17 protein-coding genes and 4 pseudogenes are annotated in these 19,847 nt (G+C 39.5%); 12 read left to right on the top strand and 9 right to left on the bottom strand.

The window, feature by feature from the left end; all coding sequences use genetic code 11:
- Window positions 1-12: 12 nt before the first annotated feature.
- Window positions 13-252 (bottom strand): hypothetical protein, encoded by a 240-nt coding sequence (locus V8V91_RS22480; protein WP_373397312.1) that lies wholly within the window; start codon window positions 250-252, stop codon window positions 13-15.
- A gap of 60 nt (window positions 253-312) precedes the next feature.
- Between V8V91_RS22480 and rsfS the strand changes: the two are divergent.
- The 4 genes and pseudogenes from rsfS (at window position 313) to V8V91_RS22460 (ending at window position 4,457) form a co-directional block, all read left to right on the top strand.
- Window positions 313-659: pseudogene (gene rsfS, locus V8V91_RS22475) on the top strand (ribosome silencing factor).
- 65 nt (window positions 660-724) lie between these two features.
- Window positions 725-2,790, top strand: a pseudogene (ftsH, locus tag V8V91_RS22470) (ATP-dependent zinc metalloprotease FtsH).
- A 60-nt stretch (window positions 2,791-2,850) separates the two neighbouring features.
- Window positions 2,851-3,630, top strand: a complete 780-nt coding sequence (locus V8V91_RS22465; protein WP_373397311.1) for a UDP-2,3-diacylglucosamine diphosphatase — start codon at window positions 2,851-2,853, stop codon at window positions 3,628-3,630.
- A complete protein-coding gene (locus tag V8V91_RS22460) occupies window positions 3,627-4,457 on the top strand; it encodes a hypothetical protein (RefSeq protein ID WP_373397309.1) in 831 nt (276 codons plus the stop codon). The genes V8V91_RS22465 and V8V91_RS22460 overlap by 4 nt, the downstream gene beginning before the upstream one ends.
- A gap of 37 nt (window positions 4,458-4,494) precedes the next feature.
- Here the strand turns inward: V8V91_RS22460 and V8V91_RS22455 are convergent, their stop codons facing one another.
- Genes V8V91_RS22455 through V8V91_RS22445 form a run of 3 tightly spaced genes read right to left on the bottom strand, consistent with a single transcriptional unit; the run spans window position 4,495 to window position 6,968 of the window.
- The gene (locus V8V91_RS22455) at window positions 4,495-5,352 is read right to left on the bottom strand and encodes an inositol oxygenase family protein (protein ID WP_373397308.1); all 858 of its coding nucleotides are present in this window, start codon (window positions 5,350-5,352) and stop codon (window positions 4,495-4,497) included.
- Window positions 5,353-5,392: 40 nt separating this feature from the next.
- Window positions 5,393-5,956, bottom strand: a complete 564-nt coding sequence (locus tag V8V91_RS22450) for a hypothetical protein (protein WP_373397307.1) — start codon at window positions 5,954-5,956, stop codon at window positions 5,393-5,395.
- A 28-nt stretch (window positions 5,957-5,984) separates the two neighbouring features.
- Window positions 5,985-6,968: a solute:sodium symporter family transporter gene (locus tag V8V91_RS22445; protein WP_373397306.1), complete on the bottom strand. Its 984-nt coding sequence runs from the start codon at window positions 6,966-6,968 to the stop codon at window positions 5,985-5,987.
- 335 nt (window positions 6,969-7,303) lie between these two features.
- Here V8V91_RS22445 and V8V91_RS22440 point away from each other — a divergent pair, with 335 nt between their 5' ends.
- Entirely contained in the window at window positions 7,304-8,725 is a 1,422-nt protein-coding gene (locus tag V8V91_RS22440; RefSeq protein ID WP_373397305.1) for a hypothetical protein, read from the top strand.
- Between the two features lie 46 nt (window positions 8,726-8,771).
- Here the strand turns inward: V8V91_RS22440 and V8V91_RS22435 are convergent, their stop codons facing one another.
- Window positions 8,772-9,173, bottom strand: coding sequence for a peptidylprolyl isomerase (locus V8V91_RS22435; RefSeq protein ID WP_373397304.1), 402 nt, complete (start codon window positions 9,171-9,173; stop codon window positions 8,772-8,774).
- Window positions 9,174-9,378: 205 nt separating this feature from the next.
- Here V8V91_RS22435 and V8V91_RS22430 point away from each other — a divergent pair.
- The 4 genes and pseudogenes from V8V91_RS22430 to V8V91_RS22415 all read left to right on the top strand — a co-directional run bounded on the left by V8V91_RS22430 (window position 9,379) and on the right by V8V91_RS22415 (window position 13,631).
- A pseudogene (locus V8V91_RS22430) lies at window positions 9,379-10,760 on the top strand (sigma-54-dependent transcriptional regulator).
- Complete coding sequence (locus tag V8V91_RS22425) at window positions 10,750-12,093, top strand: PAS domain-containing sensor histidine kinase (RefSeq protein ID WP_373397302.1); 1,344 nt, start codon at window positions 10,750-10,752, stop codon at window positions 12,091-12,093. The pseudogene V8V91_RS22430 and the gene V8V91_RS22425 overlap by 11 nt, the downstream one beginning before the upstream one ends.
- Before the next feature lie 12 nt (window positions 12,094-12,105).
- Window positions 12,106-13,176 (top strand): glycosyltransferase family 39 protein, encoded by a 1,071-nt coding sequence (locus V8V91_RS22420; protein ID WP_373397301.1) that lies wholly within the window; start codon window positions 12,106-12,108, stop codon window positions 13,174-13,176.
- Window positions 13,167-13,631 (top strand): hypothetical protein, encoded by a 465-nt coding sequence (locus tag V8V91_RS22415; RefSeq protein ID WP_373397300.1) that lies wholly within the window; start codon window positions 13,167-13,169, stop codon window positions 13,629-13,631. The genes V8V91_RS22420 and V8V91_RS22415 overlap by 10 nt, the downstream gene beginning before the upstream one ends.
- 64 nt (window positions 13,632-13,695) lie before the next feature.
- Here V8V91_RS22415 and V8V91_RS22410 read toward each other — a convergent pair whose 3' ends face one another.
- Both V8V91_RS22410 and V8V91_RS22405 read right to left on the bottom strand, forming a co-directional pair.
- Window positions 13,696-14,085 (bottom strand): hypothetical protein, encoded by a 390-nt coding sequence (locus V8V91_RS22410; RefSeq protein WP_373397299.1) that lies wholly within the window; start codon window positions 14,083-14,085, stop codon window positions 13,696-13,698.
- A gap of 8 nt (window positions 14,086-14,093) precedes the next feature.
- Window positions 14,094-14,495: a hypothetical protein gene (locus V8V91_RS22405; protein WP_373397298.1), complete on the bottom strand. Its 402-nt coding sequence runs from the start codon at window positions 14,493-14,495 to the stop codon at window positions 14,094-14,096.
- Window positions 14,496-14,964: 469 nt separating this feature from the next.
- On the opposite strand from V8V91_RS22405, the gene V8V91_RS22400 reads away from it, so the two are divergent.
- A complete protein-coding gene (locus tag V8V91_RS22400) occupies window positions 14,965-15,093 on the top strand; it encodes a sialate O-acetylesterase (RefSeq protein ID WP_373397297.1) in 129 nt (42 codons plus the stop codon).
- An 88-nt stretch (window positions 15,094-15,181) separates the two neighbouring features.
- A complete protein-coding gene (locus V8V91_RS22395; protein WP_373397296.1) occupies window positions 15,182-16,261 on the top strand; it encodes a hypothetical protein in 1,080 nt (359 codons plus the stop codon).
- Here the strand turns inward: V8V91_RS22395 and V8V91_RS22390 are convergent.
- Both V8V91_RS22390 and V8V91_RS22385 read right to left on the bottom strand, forming a co-directional pair.
- Window positions 16,258-16,887, bottom strand: a complete 630-nt coding sequence (locus tag V8V91_RS22390) for a response regulator (protein WP_373397295.1) — start codon at window positions 16,885-16,887, stop codon at window positions 16,258-16,260. The two genes, V8V91_RS22395 and V8V91_RS22390, sit on opposite strands and share 4 nt — an antisense overlap.
- A gap of 14 nt (window positions 16,888-16,901) precedes the next feature.
- Window positions 16,902-18,830: a tetratricopeptide repeat protein gene (locus V8V91_RS22385; RefSeq protein ID WP_373397294.1), complete on the bottom strand. Its 1,929-nt coding sequence runs from the start codon at window positions 18,828-18,830 to the stop codon at window positions 16,902-16,904.
- A gap of 446 nt (window positions 18,831-19,276) precedes the next feature.
- Between V8V91_RS22385 and V8V91_RS22380 the strand changes: the two are divergent.
- A pseudogene (locus V8V91_RS22380) lies at window positions 19,277-19,603 on the top strand (sialate O-acetylesterase); the annotation flags it as partial.
- Window positions 19,604-19,847: the final 244 nt, after the last annotated feature.

Below are 19,847 nucleotides of genomic sequence, written 5' to 3'. Positions count from 1 at the left end.
AAAACTGGTCTGTTATATCCAAAAATCAGGTTTCAGAACTAAAGAGAACGTAAGATTCTTTCCTGCTTCAGATTCCCAAACATTCCCACGCTGGCCTTTACCTTTTGTCTGATGACCACAGATGATGATACTGCCTTCAGAAACCTGACGAAGCCTGACCATCTGTAATGCAATGTCATTGGTAGAGTGACAGTCTGGCAGGAAATGTACATCTTTCCCTAAAAAAATGGTGTTGGCAAGAATTTTATACATAAATTTTAGATTCACTGGAAAAAGCAGGATTTTCCAGCTCACAAAAATAAAACAATAATAATGACAGCAGAAGAGCTGAGCAAAGTAATCATTAAGGGAATGGAAGAAAAAAAGCTTCTGACATTATCTTGATGGACCTTAGACATATAAAGAATTCCGTTACCGATTTTTTTGTGATTTGCTCCGGCAATTCAGACACACAATTGGATGCAATTTCTGATTCTATAGAGGAACAAGTCATCAAAGCTGGTGATAAAGGACCTTGGAGAAATGAAGGAAAAAATAGCAGAAATTGGATTTTAATGGATTATGTGGACGTAGTTGCCCACATTTTTCTTAAAGACAAACGGGAGTTTTACGGCCTCGAAGATTTGTGGGGAGATGCAAAAGTTACACACATAGGCTAAAAACCCACAAACTTTACCCAACCTATTCCGTTTTACCTTAAGTTTACAGAATTACCCATTATGCGATGAGCGATAAAAATAAAAACAAAAAATTATTACCGAAGACACCTCAACAAAAGCCGAATTTTCAACTTTGGTTGATCATTGCGGCAGTTTTGGTATTACTAGGCCTTACTTGGATACAACAAAGGTCAGCAGTGATAGATATTACGCAGAAGAAATTTGAAGACATGTACTTGGCCGGAGATGTTTCTAAAGTCGTGATGGTCAAAAACATGGAAAGAGTCGACATCACCCTTAAGCCTTCTGTCTTATCTGAGCCTAAATATAAAAATGAATTGGAGTCCAACTCTACATTCTTTAATCCTTCTGGGCCACATTACTCGTTTCAAGTAGCTTCAGTAGATAAGTTTGCAAATGATTTTGACGCATTAAAAGAGCAAGCAGATCCTGCAAATAGAATTGATCTAGAGGTATCCACAGAGGAGAATTGGAGTAGTTACTTCAGTAGTTTCGGCTTCTTGATCCTGTTGTTCGTGTTCTTCTGGTTTATGATGAGAAGAATGGCAGGCCCATCCGGACCTGGAGGACAGATTTTCAATGTAGGAAAATCTAAAGCTCAATTGTTTGATGCCGAAAACAAAGTCAAAATCACTTTTGACAATGTGGCAGGCCTTGACGAAGCAAAAGAGGAAATTCAGGAAATTGTAGAATTCCTTAAAAACCCAGGGAAATTCACCAAACTAGGGGGTAAAATACCTAAAGGAGCATTGCTTGTAGGACCTCCGGGAACAGGTAAAACCTTACTGGCCAAAGCAGTTGCAGGTGAAGCAGCGGTACCTTTCTTTACCCTATCAGGATCTGATTTCGTAGAGATGTTCGTAGGAGTAGGAGCTGCTAGAGTAAGAGATTTGTTCAAGCAGGCAAAAGAAAAGGCTCCTTGTATCATCTTTATTGATGAAATCGATGCCATCGGTAGATCTAGAGGAAAAGGCCAAATGCCTGGTTCCAATGATGAGAGAGAAAACACCCTGAACTCCCTTTTGGTAGAAATGGATGGTTTTGGAACAGACTCTGGTGTAATCGTTTTGGCAGCTACCAACAGACCTGATGTATTGGATAGCGCGTTACTGAGAGCAGGAAGATTCGATAGACAAATCTCTATTGACAAACCAGATATTGTAGGTAGAGAAGCCATCTTTAAAGTGCATTTGAAGCCTATCAAAACCAGTCCGGATATTGATCCTAAAAAACTGGCAGCACAAACTCCAGGCTTTGCCGGTGCAGAAATTGCAAATGTTTGTAACGAAGCTGCCTTGATCGCAGCAAGAAGAAATAAATCTGCAGTGGATATGGAAGATTTCCAAGATGCCATTGACAGAACCATTGGTGGTCTTGAGAAAAGAAATAAGATCATTTCTCCTGAGGAGAAAAAATCGTCGCTTACCACGAAGCTGGACATGCTGTGGCTGGCTGGTTCTTGGAGCATGCTGACCCATTGGTAAAAGTAAGTATTGTACCAAGAGGTATTGCTGCACTAGGTTATGCACAGTATTTACCGAAAGAGCAGTTTTTATATCAAACTGACCAATTGATAGACGAAATGTGTATGACTTTGGGTGGAAGAGCAGCGGAAGAAATCATCTTTGGTAAAATCTCTACTGGAGCTTTGAGTGACTTGGAAAGAGTTACTAAAATGGCGTATTCAATCGTATCGGTTTATGGTATGAATGATAAGATTGGAAATGTATCATTCTATGATTCCAAAGGGGATAACTATAAAATGACCAAGCCTTATTCTGAAACTACCGCAGAAACGATTGATGAAGAGGTAAGACAACTGATCCAGAAAGCCTATACAAGAACGAAGGAATTACTGGAGCATAGAATCAAAGAATTGGAAATCTTGGCAAAGGAACTTCTTGAAAAAGAAATACTTTTCCAGGCTGATCTGGAGCGTTTGATTGGAAAAAGACCTTTTGAAACCGAGACTACCTACCAGGCTTATACCAATAAAAAAGAAAGTGCCCCTGTGCCTGTCATTGATCAACTAGAGGAACCTACCCTTGATCCTGATGAAAAAACAACAGATGAGGCTACTTCAGTCACGGAACCGAAGGAAGAAAAATAGTAAATTAAAAGCCCCTTCTGAAGGGGCTTTTTTTAATCCGCTTCCCGATTATCTTTATTTATGCAAGCAGCCAACCTAACCATCGAACCCAACGGAAAGAAGATCTTCTTTGCCTCGGATTTTCATTTAGGTGCCCCCAATTCACAGGTCAGCAAAACACGAGAACAAAAAATCATCCGATGGCTGGATAGCATACAGGATCAGGCATCTGCCATTTTTTTGGTAGGTGATATTTTTGATTTTTGGTTTGAATATGGGAAAGTGATTCCCAAAGGATTTATTCCATTCATTTCCAAGATTTCCCAATTACGAGACATGAATATTCCTGTGTATTTCTTTACTGGAAATCACGATCTATGGATGAAAGACTATTTTACAAAAGAATTGGGTATCCCTGTTTATCATAATCCTATCCAAATCAAGATAGGCTACAAGACCCTGATGGTTGGCCATGGTGACGGATTGGGACCAGGAGATAATTCCTATAAATTCCTGAAAAAGGTATTTGTTCATCCCTTATCCAAATGGCTATTTAGATGGCTCCATCCAGACATCGGAATTGCGATCGCGCATGCCTGGTCAGGACATAGCCGAATTAGCAATATTGAAAAGGATGAAAACCGCTTTTTGGGAGATGATGAATGGCTGTGGGCTTATTGCAAGGAAGTTGAAGCAGATTCTCACCATGACTATTACATCTTCGGCCACCGACATTTACCTCTGGAACTGAAAGTAGGAACCAACGCTACCTATTTCAATCTTGGGGAGTGGGTAAGTCAATATACTTTTCTTGAATTTGACGGCAATTCCAAGCCTGCTTTAAAAACATTTGAAGGATGAAAAACTGGCTTGTCTTTCTATTTCTATTTTCCCCCTTTCTTTCGTGGGGGCAGGAATTAGAAGAATTTGGCAAGCCACTTTCTGAAATTAGTATGAGGGATTTAGACTTGGTCTCCTTGGATACGAAGGACCAGATCTTTATTAGCAATAGTCGTGGCGATATTTTTCAATACAATGCTAAAGGGGAACGACTGAATCTATTTTCCCCTACAAGACAAGGAAGGCTTCATCAATTGGAAGCTGCTTGGACCGTAAATATTTTTAGTTTTTCTGCGGATCTTCAAGCGTATCGAATACTTGATCGATTTCTGAATCTTCTTTCTGAAAAAGGATTTTTTCAAACAGAAGTCCAGCTAGCCAAAGCCGCAACCTTAGGTAATAACAATATTATTTGGGTTTGGGATGAGTCTGATCTCAACCTGAAGATTTTAGACTATAGGAGAAATTTAATAACTCAATCCCAACCCTTGAACTTGATCCTAAACCTGGAGAATCTGAATGTTGTAGAAATCCGGGAGTTCAAAAACAGACTTTTCATGAATGTGAAAAATGAAGGAGTCTTCCTATTTGACAATCAAGGCAACTTTCTGAAAAAAATAAATCTAAAGACAGATCAACGACTTAGCTTTTATAAAGAACACTTATTTTGGCTGGAAGAAGGGAAAATCAAGGCTATTTCTCTTCTAAATCAAGAAGTTCGAGAGATGGCCAAAAGTCCGAATTCAAGGGGCTTGCAAATCCAAATGGGACAAGAAATCATTACCTTAATTTCTAAGGATAAAATTACCGTTTACCCCTTTCCGGAGAAGATCAAAAACTTGAATTAAAAACACCGAAGTAGTTTTACTTCGGTGTTTTTTAAAATTAGAATTTTAAGGTGTCCGGCAAATATTTGGAAGCCAAATCCTCATAATACGGTCTCAATTCCTTCACATTGGGAGGCACAGCTGCTTTGGAATACAAATCATAAGGATTGAATTTATTCACCCATTCAAACAATCGGTGATCGTCCTTATTCATTAAATGGCTATAGGCATTTTCCCGGTGCTGGGCATAAAAACTATGATATCTCAACATAGCCAAGCCCTCCTCAGGTAAATAGTCTTTCATGATTTGGTAAATGTATTCATCATGCCCCCAAGACATATGGACATTATCTAAACCACAATTAGGCTCGTATACTCCAAACTTGGTATTAAACTTAGGGTTGTGGTAATCTGGATTTTCCTTGAAAAATTCAGGGTAAACGATTTTGTCAGAATGTTTACAACCTACGGGAAAAGTATCGCCTACCACACACCATTGAGGTTCACCAAACAAGCAGAGTACTTTACCCAAATCATGTAAAAACCCTGTCAAAACAAACCAATCAGGATGCCCATCCGCACGTATAGCCTCCGAGGTCTGTAATAGATGTTGTGTTTGGTCCAAATCCGTATCTGGATCCGAATCATCCACCAAAGTATTTAGAAACTCTACGGCCTCCCAAAGCGTCATCTCCCTTTTATCGAATTTTAAAAACTCCTGTTCCTTCTCCAAAACAAAATCATAAGTCTGGTTCAGGTGATTGATTCGATAAAATTCCTTCACTGTTTCCCGCTGGGGATCTTCGTAATTTCTAAACTCCTCTTTCGCTTTTTCAGGCTTTCCATTTTCAGGATAACGTTGTAAAAGATCCTCTTCCCAGAGTTCTTCCATTTGATGTGGAGTTATATCTTTCATACTCTTAAAATTTTAATCTAATATAAAGAAATTCAACATGTTAATTACCTAACCAAATATAAATCAAGACTGTCAAGACCACTAAGATAAGTCCAAGCAGCTTTGCATATTTCCAGGGCTTCAATTCTATAGGACTGATATCAGAAGGTTTAAAGGTGTTGCTATTTGGAGAAAAATAGGAAACTGTAAACATGACTGCCATATTCAGCAGAAATTCAATTCCCCAAATATGGACAAAGTGAATATTCACTTCCAGAATGAATACTGTCAAAATATAAAAAGCAAGTCCGACAAATAATCCCGCTTTTGCTCCTAAGGCCGAAATCCTAGGCAAAAACAACCCCGCTATAATGACCGAGGCAATAGGGATGAAGAAGATCCCATTTAATTGCTGTAGCAATTGGTAAAGACCATCGGGAGCTCCAGCAACCAGTGGTGCTGCCATGATCGCGCATATCGCCAACACAATGGAAGTCAACTTACCTACCCACACCAATTCTTTTTCATTGGCTTCCAGCTTAATATGTCGCTTGTAAATGCCCAAACTGAATAAGGTAGCAGTACTATTTAATACACTGTTGAAGGTACTCAAAACGGCTCCCATCACCACTGCAGCAAAAAGCCTGTGAGCCCTACCGGAAGTACTTTTTGATCAGTTCCGGATAGATCATGTCCTGATTGTCATAAAGGCTATCTCCAAAATAGTAAAACCCAATCACGCCTGGTAAAATGATGATTAAGGGGATAAATAGCTTTAGCACACCAGTATACAACAACCCTTTTTGAGCCTCTGCCAAATTTTGGGCACCAAAGGCCCGTTGGATGATCGTTTGATTCATACACCAGAAATAAAGCTGATTGATCATCAAACCGGTAAATATCGTTTCAAAAGGAAGTACAGAGTCCTTTGCTCCTATTACATTGAACTTTTCAGGAGCAGCATGGTACACCTTACTCAGGCCAGCTATCATATTCCCCTCTCCTATATCCCACAGCGCAAACCCTAATACCAATAGTCCTCCCGCAAACAAGCCAATCCCATTGATGGAATCCGAAAATGCTACAGCTTTAAGTCCTCCAAAAATCGCATATATAGAACCAATCACTCCGATCGCAATGACGGTAACCCACAGGCCTTCTTGTTGACTGATTTGTAAGGTTTCGGATACATTAAAGATACTTTCAAGGTTGATGGCTCCTGTATACAACACAATAGGTAGAAGAGTCACTACAAAAGAGACGATCAGAAATAAGGCAACCAGCGTCCTTGTGATTTTGTCAAATCGGTATTCCAAATATTGAGGAATGGTTGTCAAGCCCATTCGGAGAAAACTTGGGATGAAGTACAGGGCTCCAATCACCAACGCAATGGCCGAAGTGACCTCCCAGGCGATGATAATAAATCCGTTCTTATAAGCAGATCCATTCATTCCTATGAGATGCTCCGTTGAAATATTGGTCAATAACATGGATCCGGCAATCACCACTCCGGTCAAACTTTTCCCGCCTAAAAAATATCCATCCTGGGTATCCAGATGATCTTTTCGGAGTTTATACCAAGAAAAAAACGCTACAAATGCCGTGAAGGCCAAAAAGGAAATTATGGTTAGGGTCATGCTAATTGGATTGGGTTAAACCAACGACTTAATATACTTGAGATAAATAAAAATTCAGGGAGTAATTACGAAATCGATTACGTCCTTCACTCCTTTTGATCAAGAATTTCTTAGAAAATGACCGAATCCTAAAAATCCAACTTTCATAATTTTTGTAACATTGTCAGTTGAAAAGATCATAAAGAATTCAATGAACCCGACCAATGCCCACTTTTAAAACTTTAGTATTTCTCCTTATAATCCTAGCAACTGCAAGTTTTACAGCTATAAATAATTCTGTTCTCAAGAATGAAACTATAAGGCTCCCATTAATAATTCATTCATCGGATCAAGACTTGAATAAAGCATTCAATTGGGCTCAGGAAAAAGCCCTGTCCTATGTACAAACTGGAAAGACCGGACCAATCAATGCTTGGGAAAATGGACCAGGAACTGATACTGTTAATTATCTTCCCTCCTATTGGGCAGGGTATCCCAAACGCACCGCTTTTTATTCTAGAGATTTCTGCCATCAATTAGAAGGAGCCCATTTCCTGGGATTAGAGGCTGAAAACTTCACCATGATGAAAGCCTTTGCGGCATCAGCCAATTCCAGTAAAAAGTGGTTTCCCTTATGGGCCATTAATTTCGATGGTTCTCCCTATACTATTGATTATAAATCGGATTCAAATTTTGTCAGAGAAGTTCCTGCTACCTTTGAACTGGTGGAAAAAGCTCATGAGTTATACTGCTGGACTGGAGATGACAGGTATATTCAGGATCCAAACTTATGGGAGTTCTATGAAAAATCAGTTTCGGAATTTATAGAACTTCATGATCAACAAATCCCTAATGGTATTGCCGAGGGTACGGGAAAAGGGATTTTTGATGGAGCTGCATCCTACAACGAACAAAAAGACCAACCACTAATCGAAGCAGGGGATGCATTAGCGAGCCAATACAAGGCCTACCTAGCTTTCGCACAATTTGCCCAACTAAAGGGTGATGAAAAGGTCTTTCATGAGTTTTCTCTCAAAGCTGAACAACTTAAAAACCTTTTTAATGAAAGCTGGGGAATCAAAAACACCCCGCTTTACAATAGAGGTTATTTAGCAAATGGAACTCCTGTGGATGGATGGGGAAAAGAAAATTCATGGTTTATGCCAATGAAAGGCATCACTGAGTTTGGTTCCGATAGAACCTTAAACTATTTGACATTCATTGATGAGCGATTGGAATCCAAAGCTGATATCCCTGATAATATTGAGGCAATCAGTTACATTCCGGAAATGTTCTTTCTCCACCACCAAAATGAATTGGGCTGGAAATGGCTGACTTACATTTTAGAAAAATTAGATCAGGAACATTCCTATTCCTCAGCTACGGGAAGAAATGGAGATTATCCAGAAGTATCTTATGTATTCATACGAAATGTGATTATAGACCTGCTTGGGGTTAAACCCAATGCAGCTAAAAATGAAGTCCGAACCTTATCTCACCTACCTACCGCATTGGAGTTTTTGGGAGTAGAAAATATCACATTGGGTAGTTCAAAGCTTGCCGTCCACCATGAGGGAATTACAAAAAGCACTCTTAACTATCAAACAGGCACCAACCCTTTAACATGGAATGCTGAGTTCTTAGGAACTCATCCAGAGTTGTTGGTGAATGGAAAGAAAGTGAAAGCCCAAACCTACCTAGAAGAGGGAGTCGTAAAATCAAGCGTTGTAGCTCAGCTTTCACCTGGAGAAGCGGTAACCATCCAAACAGTGAACTAAAAAAGGCCCATTTTATAATGGGCCTTTTCAAGATTTCATCTCTGGATTAACCGATTTTCATCAATTCAATGTCGAAAATCAAATCCTTCCCAGCCAACTGGTGATTTGCATCCAATGTGATTTTTTGTTCGTCTACATGAGTTACAATAACAGGCATTGGCTGACCATTTTGCCCCTGAAGAGTCAATTGCATTCCAACTTCTGGTTTGATGTCTGCTGGAACCTGCTCAATAGGAACATCGATCATCATATCATCTCTTTTTTCACCATAGGCCTCAGCTGCAGGTATAGTCACAGTTTTTTTATCGCCAACAGCCATTCCATCAACAGCTGCATCAAATCCTTGAATCATTTGACCTGCACCAAGAGTGAAACCTAGAGGTTCTCTGTTTACTGAAGAATCAAAAACACTTCCATCTTTCAACTTACCGGTGTAGTGCACTTGCACCGCATCGCCTTTTTAGCTTGCATGATATTTCATTTGGTTAAAGCACAAAGTTACATAAATCTTTTGGGCCTAAAAACCCGGACACTATTGTCCGAAAACAGTATAAAATCGTACATTTATGGACACTTCTATCAAAAAACAGGGTTTAAAGGCCAAAATCAGCCTTGGCACTATTTTCCCCTAGTATAGGCCAAACAATACACCAATGGAAAATCAAGATCTGGGAAGAATACTCATCATTGACGATAACGAAGATTTACTATTTGCAGCAAAAATGCTCTTAAAGAAGCATGCCAAAGAAGTATCCATAGAAAAAGACCCGCGAAGAATCCCTTTTTTGATCAATAACAATTCTTATGATGTCATTTTGCTGGACATGAATTTCCGGGAAGACACCACTTCCGGAAAAGAGGGATTTCATTGGTTGAAGCAAATCAAGGAAATTGACCCAAAGGCAGTGGTAATTCTCATTACTGCATTTGGAGATGTGGAAATGGCGGTACAAGCCTTGAAAGAGGGAGCAACGGACTTCATACTTAAGCCATGGCAAAATGAAAAACTATTGGCAACCTTATCCTCTGCGGTAAGGCTGAAAGAAAGCTACAACGAGGTAGAAAAGCTGAATAAGAAGCAGAAGCAACTTCAGTCTGATTTAAAAAAGCCCTATAGCGACATAATCGGGCAAAGTGCTTCCATGAAAAACATCTTTTCTATTATCGATAAAGTGGCCCAAACAGATGCCAACATATTGATTTTAGGAGAAAACGGTACAGGTAAGGAATTGATTGCCCGGGCAATTCACGACCGTTCACTGCGTAAAGATGAAATTTTTGTGGGGGTGGATATGGGTGCCATTACTGAAACGCTTTTTGAATCTGAACTATTTGGTCATAAAAGAGGTGCATTCACAGATGCAAAAGACGATAGAGCCGGTAGGTTTGAGGTGGCGGACAAAGGCACCTTGTTCCTCGATGAGATCGGGAACTTATCCATGCCATTACAATCCAAATTACTGACTGTACTACAAAAAGGGAAGTCACCAGGATAGGAACCAACAAAGCCATCCCGGTAGATATTCGGTTGATTTGCGCTACCAATATGCATGTACATGAAATGGTCATGGAAAACACCTTCCGCCAAGATTTATTATATAGAATAAATACGGTGGAAATTTTCCTTCCTCCCTTGCGTGAGAGACAAGACGATATTCCTGTCTTGGCAAATCATTTCCTGAAAAACTACAGTCAGAAATACCGTAAAAATTTCACCGGGTTCAATGAGTCTGCGATGGATTTACTTCAACGATACAACTGGCCAGGTAATATCCGAGAACTGCAGCATGCCATAGAAAGAGCCATCATCATGGCCGAAGGAGAAGAATTGGACTCCAGAGACTTCTTCTTCCTTTCTGCCAAACCTTCCTCGGATAAGGTTCCGGCAAACAATACTTTGAACCTCGATGATATGGAGAGAAGCACCATTCAGAGAGCAATAGACAAAAATGGAGGAAACATCTCCAAAGCAGCAAAAGAACTGGGCTTAACCCGAGCTTCTCTTTATAGAAGATTAGAAAAATATGGATTATAAAGTTGGCTTACTGGGTAGAATTGCCTTTCTAGCCGCTACTCTTTTCCTATTGGCATATACCATTTTCGATGAATGGGGAGTCTTTATGATCTCCCTTTTCTTGATTTTGGTAGTGATACAGATTATTTTCTTCCTAAAATACTCTGAAAGCTCGTTTAAGAAAGTCCGGGTATTCCTGGATAACATCAAACAGGATAAATATACACAACTCTACCCCGTCAAATTTGATGGGACTGAAACCGATGATCTTCACATTGAATTCAATGCCATACTGGCAAAACTAAAAGAGGATCAAGCAGAAAAAGAAGCACAATACCAGTATTTCAGATCTGTGTTCAAACACCTCAGCATCGGCCTGATCACTTATGGTGAAAATGGAAATATTCAAATCATCAATACCGCAGCCAAAAGAATTTTGGATCTAGAAGAGTTGAAAAACATCTCTCAAATAGAAGGAATAAATAAGGAGCTTCATTTAGCAATCCAAAACTTAAGGACTGGAGGTTCCGAATTAATTAAAATTGCCCATCCAGACGGAATCATGCAGTTATCGGTCTATGTGATAGAACTCTTGATGAGAGGTGAAAAATTCAAATTGGTTTCTTTACAAAACATTCAGTCTGAACTCGAAGAGAAAGAAATGGAGGCTTGGCAGAATCTTGTCAAGATTCTTACCCACGAGATCATGAATTCCATAGCTCCGATCTCTTCTTTGGCAGGAACTATCAAAGAAGAAATCGAGTCCAAGATGGATGATGTGAGCCAAGTTGGTCCTTCTGACATGGAGGATTACCTGATGGGAATCAGCACTATTGAAAAACGAAGCCAGGGGTTGATCAATTTTGTCTCTGACTTTAGGAGTTTGGCACATATCCCTACGCCTAAATTCAGCAGTATTGGTATTGCAAAACTATTTGACCAACTCGAAGTCTTGCTTGCACACCAATTAGAGAGCAAAAACATCACCTTACGAAAGGAACTCAATCCGCCTGAATTAATCCTTTTTGGAGATCAAACTCAAATCGAGCAGGTATTGATCAATCTTGCACAAAACGCCATACACGCGGTGGAGGATGCAGATATCAAAGTGATCACCTTCCGGGCATTTATTGATGAAGCCGGTAAAATCATTTTGGAAGTAAGTGATACCGGAAAAGGAATAGAAGAAGAGGCGTTGAGCAAAATCTTCATTCCATTCTTCACTACCAAAAAGAAAGGTTCAGGAATTGGCTTGAGTTTATCCAAGCAAATCATGCGTAGACACAAAGGCAATATACAAGTTCGATCTGCGATCGAGGAAGGGACCACATTCAAGCTGATCTTTAACGGGTAATCCAATAGTTAAATGAGTCGCAATAATTGGTTCTTATTTGGATTTGTACTGATCAAAATCTTGCTGCAATATCTCGTGATCGATTCTGGTTATGAACTACACCGCGATGAATTCCTGCATTTGGATCAAGCCCATCACCTGGACTGGGGCTATATTTCTGTTCCACCAGTCACTTCTTGGTTTTCTTATCTGATTTACCTGCTTGGTTACACAGAATTTTGGGTAAAGTTTATTCCTGCCTTTTTGGGTGCATTGACCATTGTGATTGTTTGGAAAACCATTGAAGGATTTGGAGGTAATCTCTTTGCATTGTCATTAGCTGCCATCGGCTTGATTTTCTCTGCATTAGTAAGGCTAAACATGCTTTTTCAACCCAATTCCTTCGATATTCTTGCATGGACTTTCATTCTATATTCCTTGGTCAACTTTTTCAAAACAGAAAAAACGACTTGGTTATATTGGATGGGAGTCGGTTTTGGGTTCGGGTTTCTAAACAAATACAATGTTGCTTTTCTCGCCATCGGGTTATTCATTGGTTTACTGGTTACGCCCGAAAGAAAGATCTTCAAAAACCACCATCTCTATGGTGGTCTAGGAGTAGCGACCCTGATTGCATTACCTAACATTTGGTGGCAATGGACCAATGATTTTCCAGTAATCTGGCATATGCGTATGCTCAGCAGGTATCAATTGGTGAATATAAACCGATTGGATTTTTTAACTGATCAACCCACCTTCTTTATCGGATCTCTATTTATCATCATTGCGGGATTGATTTCATTTTTCACGCAACCGCATTTCAAAAAATATAGATTTCTCTTTTTTACGCTCATTGCTACACTTTCGATATTTATCTATTTCCGCGCAAAGGCATATTATGCCATAGGCCTCTATCCTATTTATTTCTCCTTTGGAGCAATCTATTTATCCCAACTTCTAAAAGATGGGAAGAAACGCTACCTCAAGCCTGTTGCCTTAATCCTACCCATTGGAGTCTTTATAGCAATAGCCCCCTTGATCTTTCCAATTAGTACCCCAAAAACCTCAAATCTGTATATGAGAAGCACCCGGATTTGGGACTGACACGCTGGGAGGATGGAGAAACCTATGATCTACCTCAAGATTTTGCCGATATGTTGGGATGGAAAGAATTGGCAGAAAAAGTTGATCTCGCCTATTCCAAAGCCCCTAAGAATGAATATACAGTCATCATCTGTGACAATTATGGACAAGCTGGAGCTATAAACTTTTACAGCAAAACCAAAGGCTTGCAAGCGGTGACGATGAATGCGGATTATGTAAACTGGATTGACCTCAGTAAACCGATCAAACATGTAATCTTGGTCAGGGAATCGGATGACGGGATCAGTGAAAGAGAAAAATCCCTTTTTGAAAAATCAGAGCCCTTTGGCAGTATTTCTAATCCTAATTCACGAGAATTTGGAACGCTTGTCCATCTGCTAATTGGTGCTAAAACCGATGTCAATGAAATTCTGGCTGGTGAAATTGAGGAGAAAAGAGCTGAACTGAGAGAGTAGGTCAAAAAAATCCGTGCGATTTGAATCGCACGGATCAATAGATTTCATAATAAAAGGATCTTTGTTAATCCTTCAAGGTGACAGTTCTGGTTACTTCATTGAATCCACCTGGAATCATATTTCCTTCTGCATCCAATAATTCCAACTTGATTGTTGCCTCACCTTTAGGAAGTCCTTTAATGATATATGGAGCCCATTCTGTAATCATGAACTCTTGACCATTGATGGTTGCTCGTACTTTGTTTCCATCTTCAGACAAGGTTGTGTTCAATAAAAAGAAGTCCAACATTAAATTCTCAGTATCCGCTCCGCTATATTCTCCTTTTGGGCGGCTGTAAATTAGGGTAGGTTTCTCCAAATCTACTCCTTGATCATCTCCAGCGTCTCCAACAACGATCTTTTTAGCCACAAACGAATTGGCGTTTTTCACTGATTCGTGATAAGATCTGCTCAAGAATGCTACTAGGTAATGAGTTCCTTCGGATACTTCCTTTTAAATTCAGGCTCGTAATGTGCTGAATAAGGGTCGTTGTCCATAATGAAGTGAATATGTTGACCATTACCAGAGTTTGCCAATTGGGCAGCAACTCCATTTTTGTCCGTTTGTGCTCCTAACTCATAATCTCCCACTTCAAATGCAAAATCCACTTCTCCAGGGGCTGCAATGGTCAAATTGCTAGGTTTTGTCAATTTCAAAGATGAATTAGCATAAGCAGGAGAGTCCGTAAATTTTTCGATAGAAATGCTCGCGGGAGTACTCATTTCTGTCTCCTCCATCATCACTTCTTCATTTTCTGATTTTTGAGGCTGGCAACTTGCGGCAATTAATAATGCTGCAGCTGCTCCTACTATTCTAATGTTCATAATTTTCATTTTTGGTAGTTGTTTTAGATAAAAGTCACAAATGCTATTCCAGCAATTCATTGAATAAATCCTGGGTTTAAGATTAGATCTCATTTTCAAGGCTTTAAACAATAAGTGCTGAATTAACATTCATTTTAACGTGAAATTAGTCAAGAAGCCCTCCATATTCCAATTTTACGGGCTTTTTTAAAAGAATAACTTCCAGTTTGAAAATGATATTCCCCATAAAAAAAGGAAAAGGATTATCAACAATTAAGGGCTAACCTAATGAATTGAGAACTTCTTCCCCAAATCAGGGAATTCGATTCTCTCTACTTTTGAATTAAACAGTTTTTAGAAAAAAATGAAAACACTTTGTTTGATGATTTCCGTTTTCTGCGCGTTGGAGATGATCCAACTTGATGAAACCGAACTATACAGGACTGAAAGCTCAAATGCATCGAAAAAGGATTTTCATCTCTATTAATTAATGGGGCAGTCCAATATGGCCGGGAGAGCTTTCGTAGAGTCAATTCATACAATCAAGCATCCTCTGGTAATGATGTTTGATAAAAATCAACAATGGGTGTCTGCAATGAATATGGCTCGGTATCCGTAGTAGTACTGATAAAAAATCTGTGTTTTAGGGGATTCTTCCCTATTTCTGCTTTGGCCACCTTTATCCTCCCTAACCAAAAACAGAACATATGAAAAGTCTAACAATCATTTTCCTCCTACTTTTTATACATGCCTTCCCAAGCACTACGATCAATGACAAGGACCTAAAAGTCACTAGCTACAATAAGAAAAAGCAACATCAAAAAGCCCCAAAAAAGGTTTTTATTCGAAGCTTCAAGGGCCTTTTCGAAGTCTTTGAAGAGGCTTCGGCAAAGACCTCCGGATCAAAAAACGACCGTGCCAACCGAACTACATTTACCTCCGGCACCTATACCAAGATGGGAGTACAAATCTCAGGCGTAGATGTAGAGGATTTCCAAAAGATCATCGATGAGGCCTATCAATCCTTCCTCAATCAACTGACAAGTGAGGGCTTCGAAATCCTAAGCATTGATGAAGCGGAAAAAATTGATTTTTTCCAGGGATGGACTAAAGTATCCGGAGGAGCTTCCTCCGACGATCAAGCAGCTGGTTTTGTGATGATAACTCCAAAAGGCTTTGACTACTTAGTGAAGGGAGTGGCCAAAAGCGGCCGAGAAAAAGGTACTTTTCTAGACATGGCGCCCAAGATATCTAAAGAACTCGGAGATGTCTATGTAGCCGATGTCAATTTCATTTTTCCATTCGTAGAATTGGATGCAGATGCTTCGATGTGGACTAATAGCTCTTCGGTCAAAGCTAAAATAGGTTATAGAATCGAGCCGATAATAAATACTTCGGATGAGAATAGGCAAAATTCACTTACTGGACTTGTCAAAGGTTTTGGAAGTATGGGGGCCTCTGAAACTATCAGTTCTCAAGTACGCTTTATTTCGGGAAATGATATTGGAAACAATCCGTTTTTTGATGCCAAAGTGGAACTGAAGAAGGCAGTCTACTTTGAGGATGTCTTCAAGGACAAGAAAATCAAAGAAGTTACCCAAGCTCAATCTGATATGTTTTCAAAAACAGGCTACTCTACCTTGGTTATGGTATCGGGGGAGCAAAAAACTGTAGCCTCACATTTTGCAGAATGTGATCAGAAGAAATATGTAAGTGCTGCATCAGGAGCTATTCGGGATATGATGGATACCGGGATTTCAAACTTCGTTTCCATGACTCAAGATTAACCCATCCCTCCCACAAGATTGTTTTCCAAGGCAAATTTCAAAAGACCAACCAGCGTGTTGGTCTTTGTTTTTTGGTAGATATTTTTGCGATGAGTCTCTACTGTTCGCTCAGATATATGAAGCATTTCTCCAATCTGTTTGTTGGAAAATTCTTCAAAAATCAACTTTAAAACTTCCTTTTCTCTTTCGGAAAGGATACGTTCCTCTGTGGGGAATCTCATTCGCTGAATCAGGATTTTTTGAATCTCCCTACTAAAATACATACCACCCAAAGCTACTTCTCTCACTGCTTTTAACAATTCTTCGTGGGCAGCTTTCTTTAGCACATAACCTTCCGCTCCTGTGGCCAAAGCCTCTTTTACTCGATAGGTCTCCTCATGCATGCTTAGAAAAATCAGTTTGGTTTGAGGAAAATGCGACTTGACTTTTTGGGCAAAAGCAATTCCACCTTCTTTGGGAATAGAAATATCCGAAATGATCAAATCGGGAGCTTTCTTTACGATTTTTTCCCAAGCCTCCTCCACGGTAGTTGCCGTTTTAACTTCAGTAGCTTCGTCTTGATTTTGAATCAAAAATTTCAACCCATCCAAAAGAATGCGGTGATCATCTGCAAGAAGAATTTTCATTTTTTTTAAAGTATTTAATTGGCACGATGAACATACGGAAAAGTGACCAATAACTCGGTCCCCTGCCGTCCAGACTGGGTATATAGTTCCAATTTACCATTTAGCAACTCTGCTCGGGTACTGATGTTTTTCCAGCCGTTTCGCTTGCTGTGCCGAAAAATACTGGTTTCAAAACCTTGTCCATCGTCTAAGATTTGAAGTCTTGTCATCCCATGATTTTGGGATAATTTCAAGGTAATATTTTCCGCTTTAGCATACTTGAGCACATTATTAATCCATTCTTGACAGATACGGAAAAGATTGATTTCTTCCAATTTATCCATGCTATCGGAAAGAATTCCTGCTTCGATATGAAGCTTTACTTTTTGTCCCCCATTGATTCGGTGAGCCAAGTCCTCCAATGCTGCAATTAACCCAAAGCGGATCAAAGTGGCAGGCATCAAATCATAAACCACATTGCTTATTTCCTTTGACATTTCATCCAAAACCGAATCGGTGCGGCTGACCAGTTCGATTTTGAATTCCTCCTTTGTCTGATTGCTTTTAAGTTGAGAGACATACATACGAAGGGCCGAAATATATTGTCCAAATCCATCATGAAGATCTTGCGCCATACGGCGCCGCTCCTGTTCCTGAGATTCCAGCGAAGCTTGAATATAAGCTTCCTTAACTTTCAACTCCCGATCTTTGACGAGAAGTTCCTGCTTTCGCTTAGTCCGGTTTTGGTAATAGAAAAAGGCAACACCTATCAAAAGTATCAGTAGTCCTAGGGCTGCAAGAGCGAAATAATTTCGCTGAAGAGTCGCATTTTTTTCCAGAATCTCAGCGTTCTGAAGTGCAATTTGGCTTTCCTTTTTCTCTAAATCATACTTCACTTGAAGATCGGTAAGAAGTTTGGCATTTTCTTCCTGAAAAACTTTCCGATTTAGTTCTTGATATTCCTCGAGATAAGCATTGCCTTTTTCAAAGTCCCCTTTTCTAAAATAGATTTTTGCCAGGGTATTTTTCAACGTCAGTGAATAGTTAACCAACTCAGGACTTTCAGTCAATATTGCAATACCTCGATTGGCAAATCCCAGAGCTCGTTCGGTTTGCCCCAATTCAATATGAGCCGCAGCGGCATTGCTGACTATGCTGAGTTCCATTTTGGGATCGGGAGTAAATCCATCTGCATTATCCAGAGCAATATCAAGCATCATTAAACCTTTAACATAATTTTTCTGCCCAATGTAAAGACTGCCGAGATTATCATGCACTCGGTGATAGAGTACTTTATTACCGGCGATTTTGGCATTCTCGATTGACTTTTGAAAGTATTTTTCAGCCTGGTCTTCTTCTCCCATTAGTTTGAAACAAATCCCCAAGTTAGCACAAGAGATCGCTATACCATTTGGGTCGTCAAGTCGCTCCCGAATCTCCAAAGCCTCCAAATGATACTTGATCGCTTGATCGTAGAGTTCGAGTTCTTGATTAGCCAAACCCAAATTGGAGATGCTGTGAACATAATTAGCCTCTTGAGCAGAGGGATCAATTCTGCTTAGCTCCAAGGATTTGGAAAAATACTCAATCGCCGCTTTGTAATCCGAGGAATTCAGGCGATTCATACCCAGATTGTTGTTGGAGCGCTGCTCGAGGGCTTTCCAACCTTGGTTTTTGCTTTCTTCTAAGATCTCAGAAAAGATTTTCAGGGAGCTGTCGGTCATTTGATTAACATCATAGTAGATGCCAAGATTTTGAAGGATTTCAAAGTAAATCCTAGATTTTCCAACTTCCTTTTCGGCTGATTTCAAAACTTCTTGAATCCTATCCTTGGCTTGATCCCCATCACTAAAAATCATCGAAAAAGTAAGCTGCTGAATCGCGCGGTAGCGAATCGAATCGGAAAGATTTTGATTATGGTAAACTTGTTCCAAACTATCAAGTTGGACTTGCTGTCTTCCCAAAGTTGGTAAAGCACCATAAAAAAGAAGTAAAAGGAAAGAAAATAGGCTATAACGAAACAAGAGCGAAAGATTTAATTATTCAAAGTAAGCCCTTCCCTACATTTTTCAAATTCTTTTTTGGATTAGGCTACTATTTTCTCCTACAAATAATTCGGTCTTTATTCTGTAATATCAATGAAACTAAAAAAGACTATAATTCAATTGAGACTAAACCCTTATTGCCACATGAAATTTTTAAAATACTTTCTATGACTGATCACAAATCCCCACTTTTGGGGATTACACCTCTCCTTCTTCTTCCTAATCTTGCTGAGGAAGATCTAATTTAAATGTTCCTATATGGATTGGAAATGTTTGGTGAACATCAAGCCGAACTATACTTCAAGCCTTTGGAAGAAAACTTTGGGAGGATTTCTTTCATAAGGTAGGGAGGGGGTAACACGGGGAATGAAGAGTCTGTGGCTGGGTATTCCCATAAATTCTTAGCCATGGTAGATTCTCTTAAAAAGGACTTGGGGATAAAATCAATTCCTAATGTAACAGGTAAAATAGGATATTTTTTTTATGAAAGGTCCCCATTGGCGGAGCAGTTAAATGGGGAGTTGACTAAGCTTGCTTCAGAAAATGCATGCATAAATCTGGTCAGTGCCCAAGGCCTAAATCATAAAGGGGATCAAACCCATTTTGACTCTGATTCCTATCATGAATTGGGACGTCGGTATGCTCAAAAAATGATTGAACTTCAAACCACTTGTACCGCGGTCATAAAATAAAAATAGTTAAATAATTAAAATTTTATTCTTTTCCTCAACTATTCATTTTCAGAATTGTTTATATTAATGAGGATCAAACCATTATCAATAAATGAATTTAACGGCTTTTTTAATTTTTCTTTTTTTATTCAGCATGTTGCCTTTGCACAAGATTTCAAGCCTTTGTTAGACCCAACAAATGCCTGTTCGTATGCAAACCCCAATAAGCCCGAGGGGTACAAAACAGGATATTTCTTTATTGTGG

The organism is Algoriphagus halophilus, from assembly GCF_041729275.1.
Classification (GTDB): Bacteria; Bacteroidota; Bacteroidia; order Cytophagales; family Cyclobacteriaceae; genus Algoriphagus; species Algoriphagus halophilus_A.
The sequence above is the reverse complement of the archived record's forward strand: the minus strand, read 5'-3'. Positions and strand labels throughout refer to the sequence as shown.

Coding starts and splice junctions, on each gene's coding strand:
- V8V91_RS22480 (WP_373397312.1), bottom strand. CDS start 252: ATGTATAAAATTCTTGCCAACACCATTTTTTTAGGGAAAGATGTACAT.
- V8V91_RS22465 (WP_373397311.1), top strand. CDS start 2,851: ATGCAAGCAGCCAACCTAACCATCGAACCCAACGGAAAGAAGATCTTC.
- V8V91_RS22460 (WP_373397309.1), top strand. CDS start 3,627: ATGAAAAACTGGCTTGTCTTTCTATTTCTATTTTCCCCCTTTCTTTCG.
- V8V91_RS22455 (WP_373397308.1), bottom strand. CDS start 5,352: ATGAAAGATATAACTCCACATCAAATGGAAGAACTCTGGGAAGAGGAT.
- V8V91_RS22450 (WP_373397307.1), bottom strand. CDS start 5,956: ATGGGAGCCGTTTTGAGTACCTTCAACAGTGTATTAAATAGTACTGCT.
- V8V91_RS22445 (WP_373397306.1), bottom strand. CDS start 6,968: ATGACCCTAACCATAATTTCCTTTTTGGCCTTCACGGCATTTGTAGCG.
- V8V91_RS22425 (WP_373397302.1), top strand. CDS start 10,750: ATGGATTATAAAGTTGGCTTACTGGGTAGAATTGCCTTTCTAGCCGCT.
- V8V91_RS22420 (WP_373397301.1), top strand. CDS start 12,106: ATGAGTCGCAATAATTGGTTCTTATTTGGATTTGTACTGATCAAAATC.
- V8V91_RS22405 (WP_373397298.1), bottom strand. CDS start 14,495: ATGAACATTAGAATAGTAGGAGCAGCTGCAGCATTATTAATTGCCGCA.
- V8V91_RS22400 (WP_373397297.1), top strand. CDS start 14,965: ATGGGGCAGTCCAATATGGCCGGGAGAGCTTTCGTAGAGTCAATTCAT.
- V8V91_RS22395 (WP_373397296.1), top strand. CDS start 15,182: ATGAAAAGTCTAACAATCATTTTCCTCCTACTTTTTATACATGCCTTC.
- V8V91_RS22390 (WP_373397295.1), bottom strand. CDS start 16,887: ATGAAAATTCTTCTTGCAGATGATCACCGCATTCTTTTGGATGGGTTG.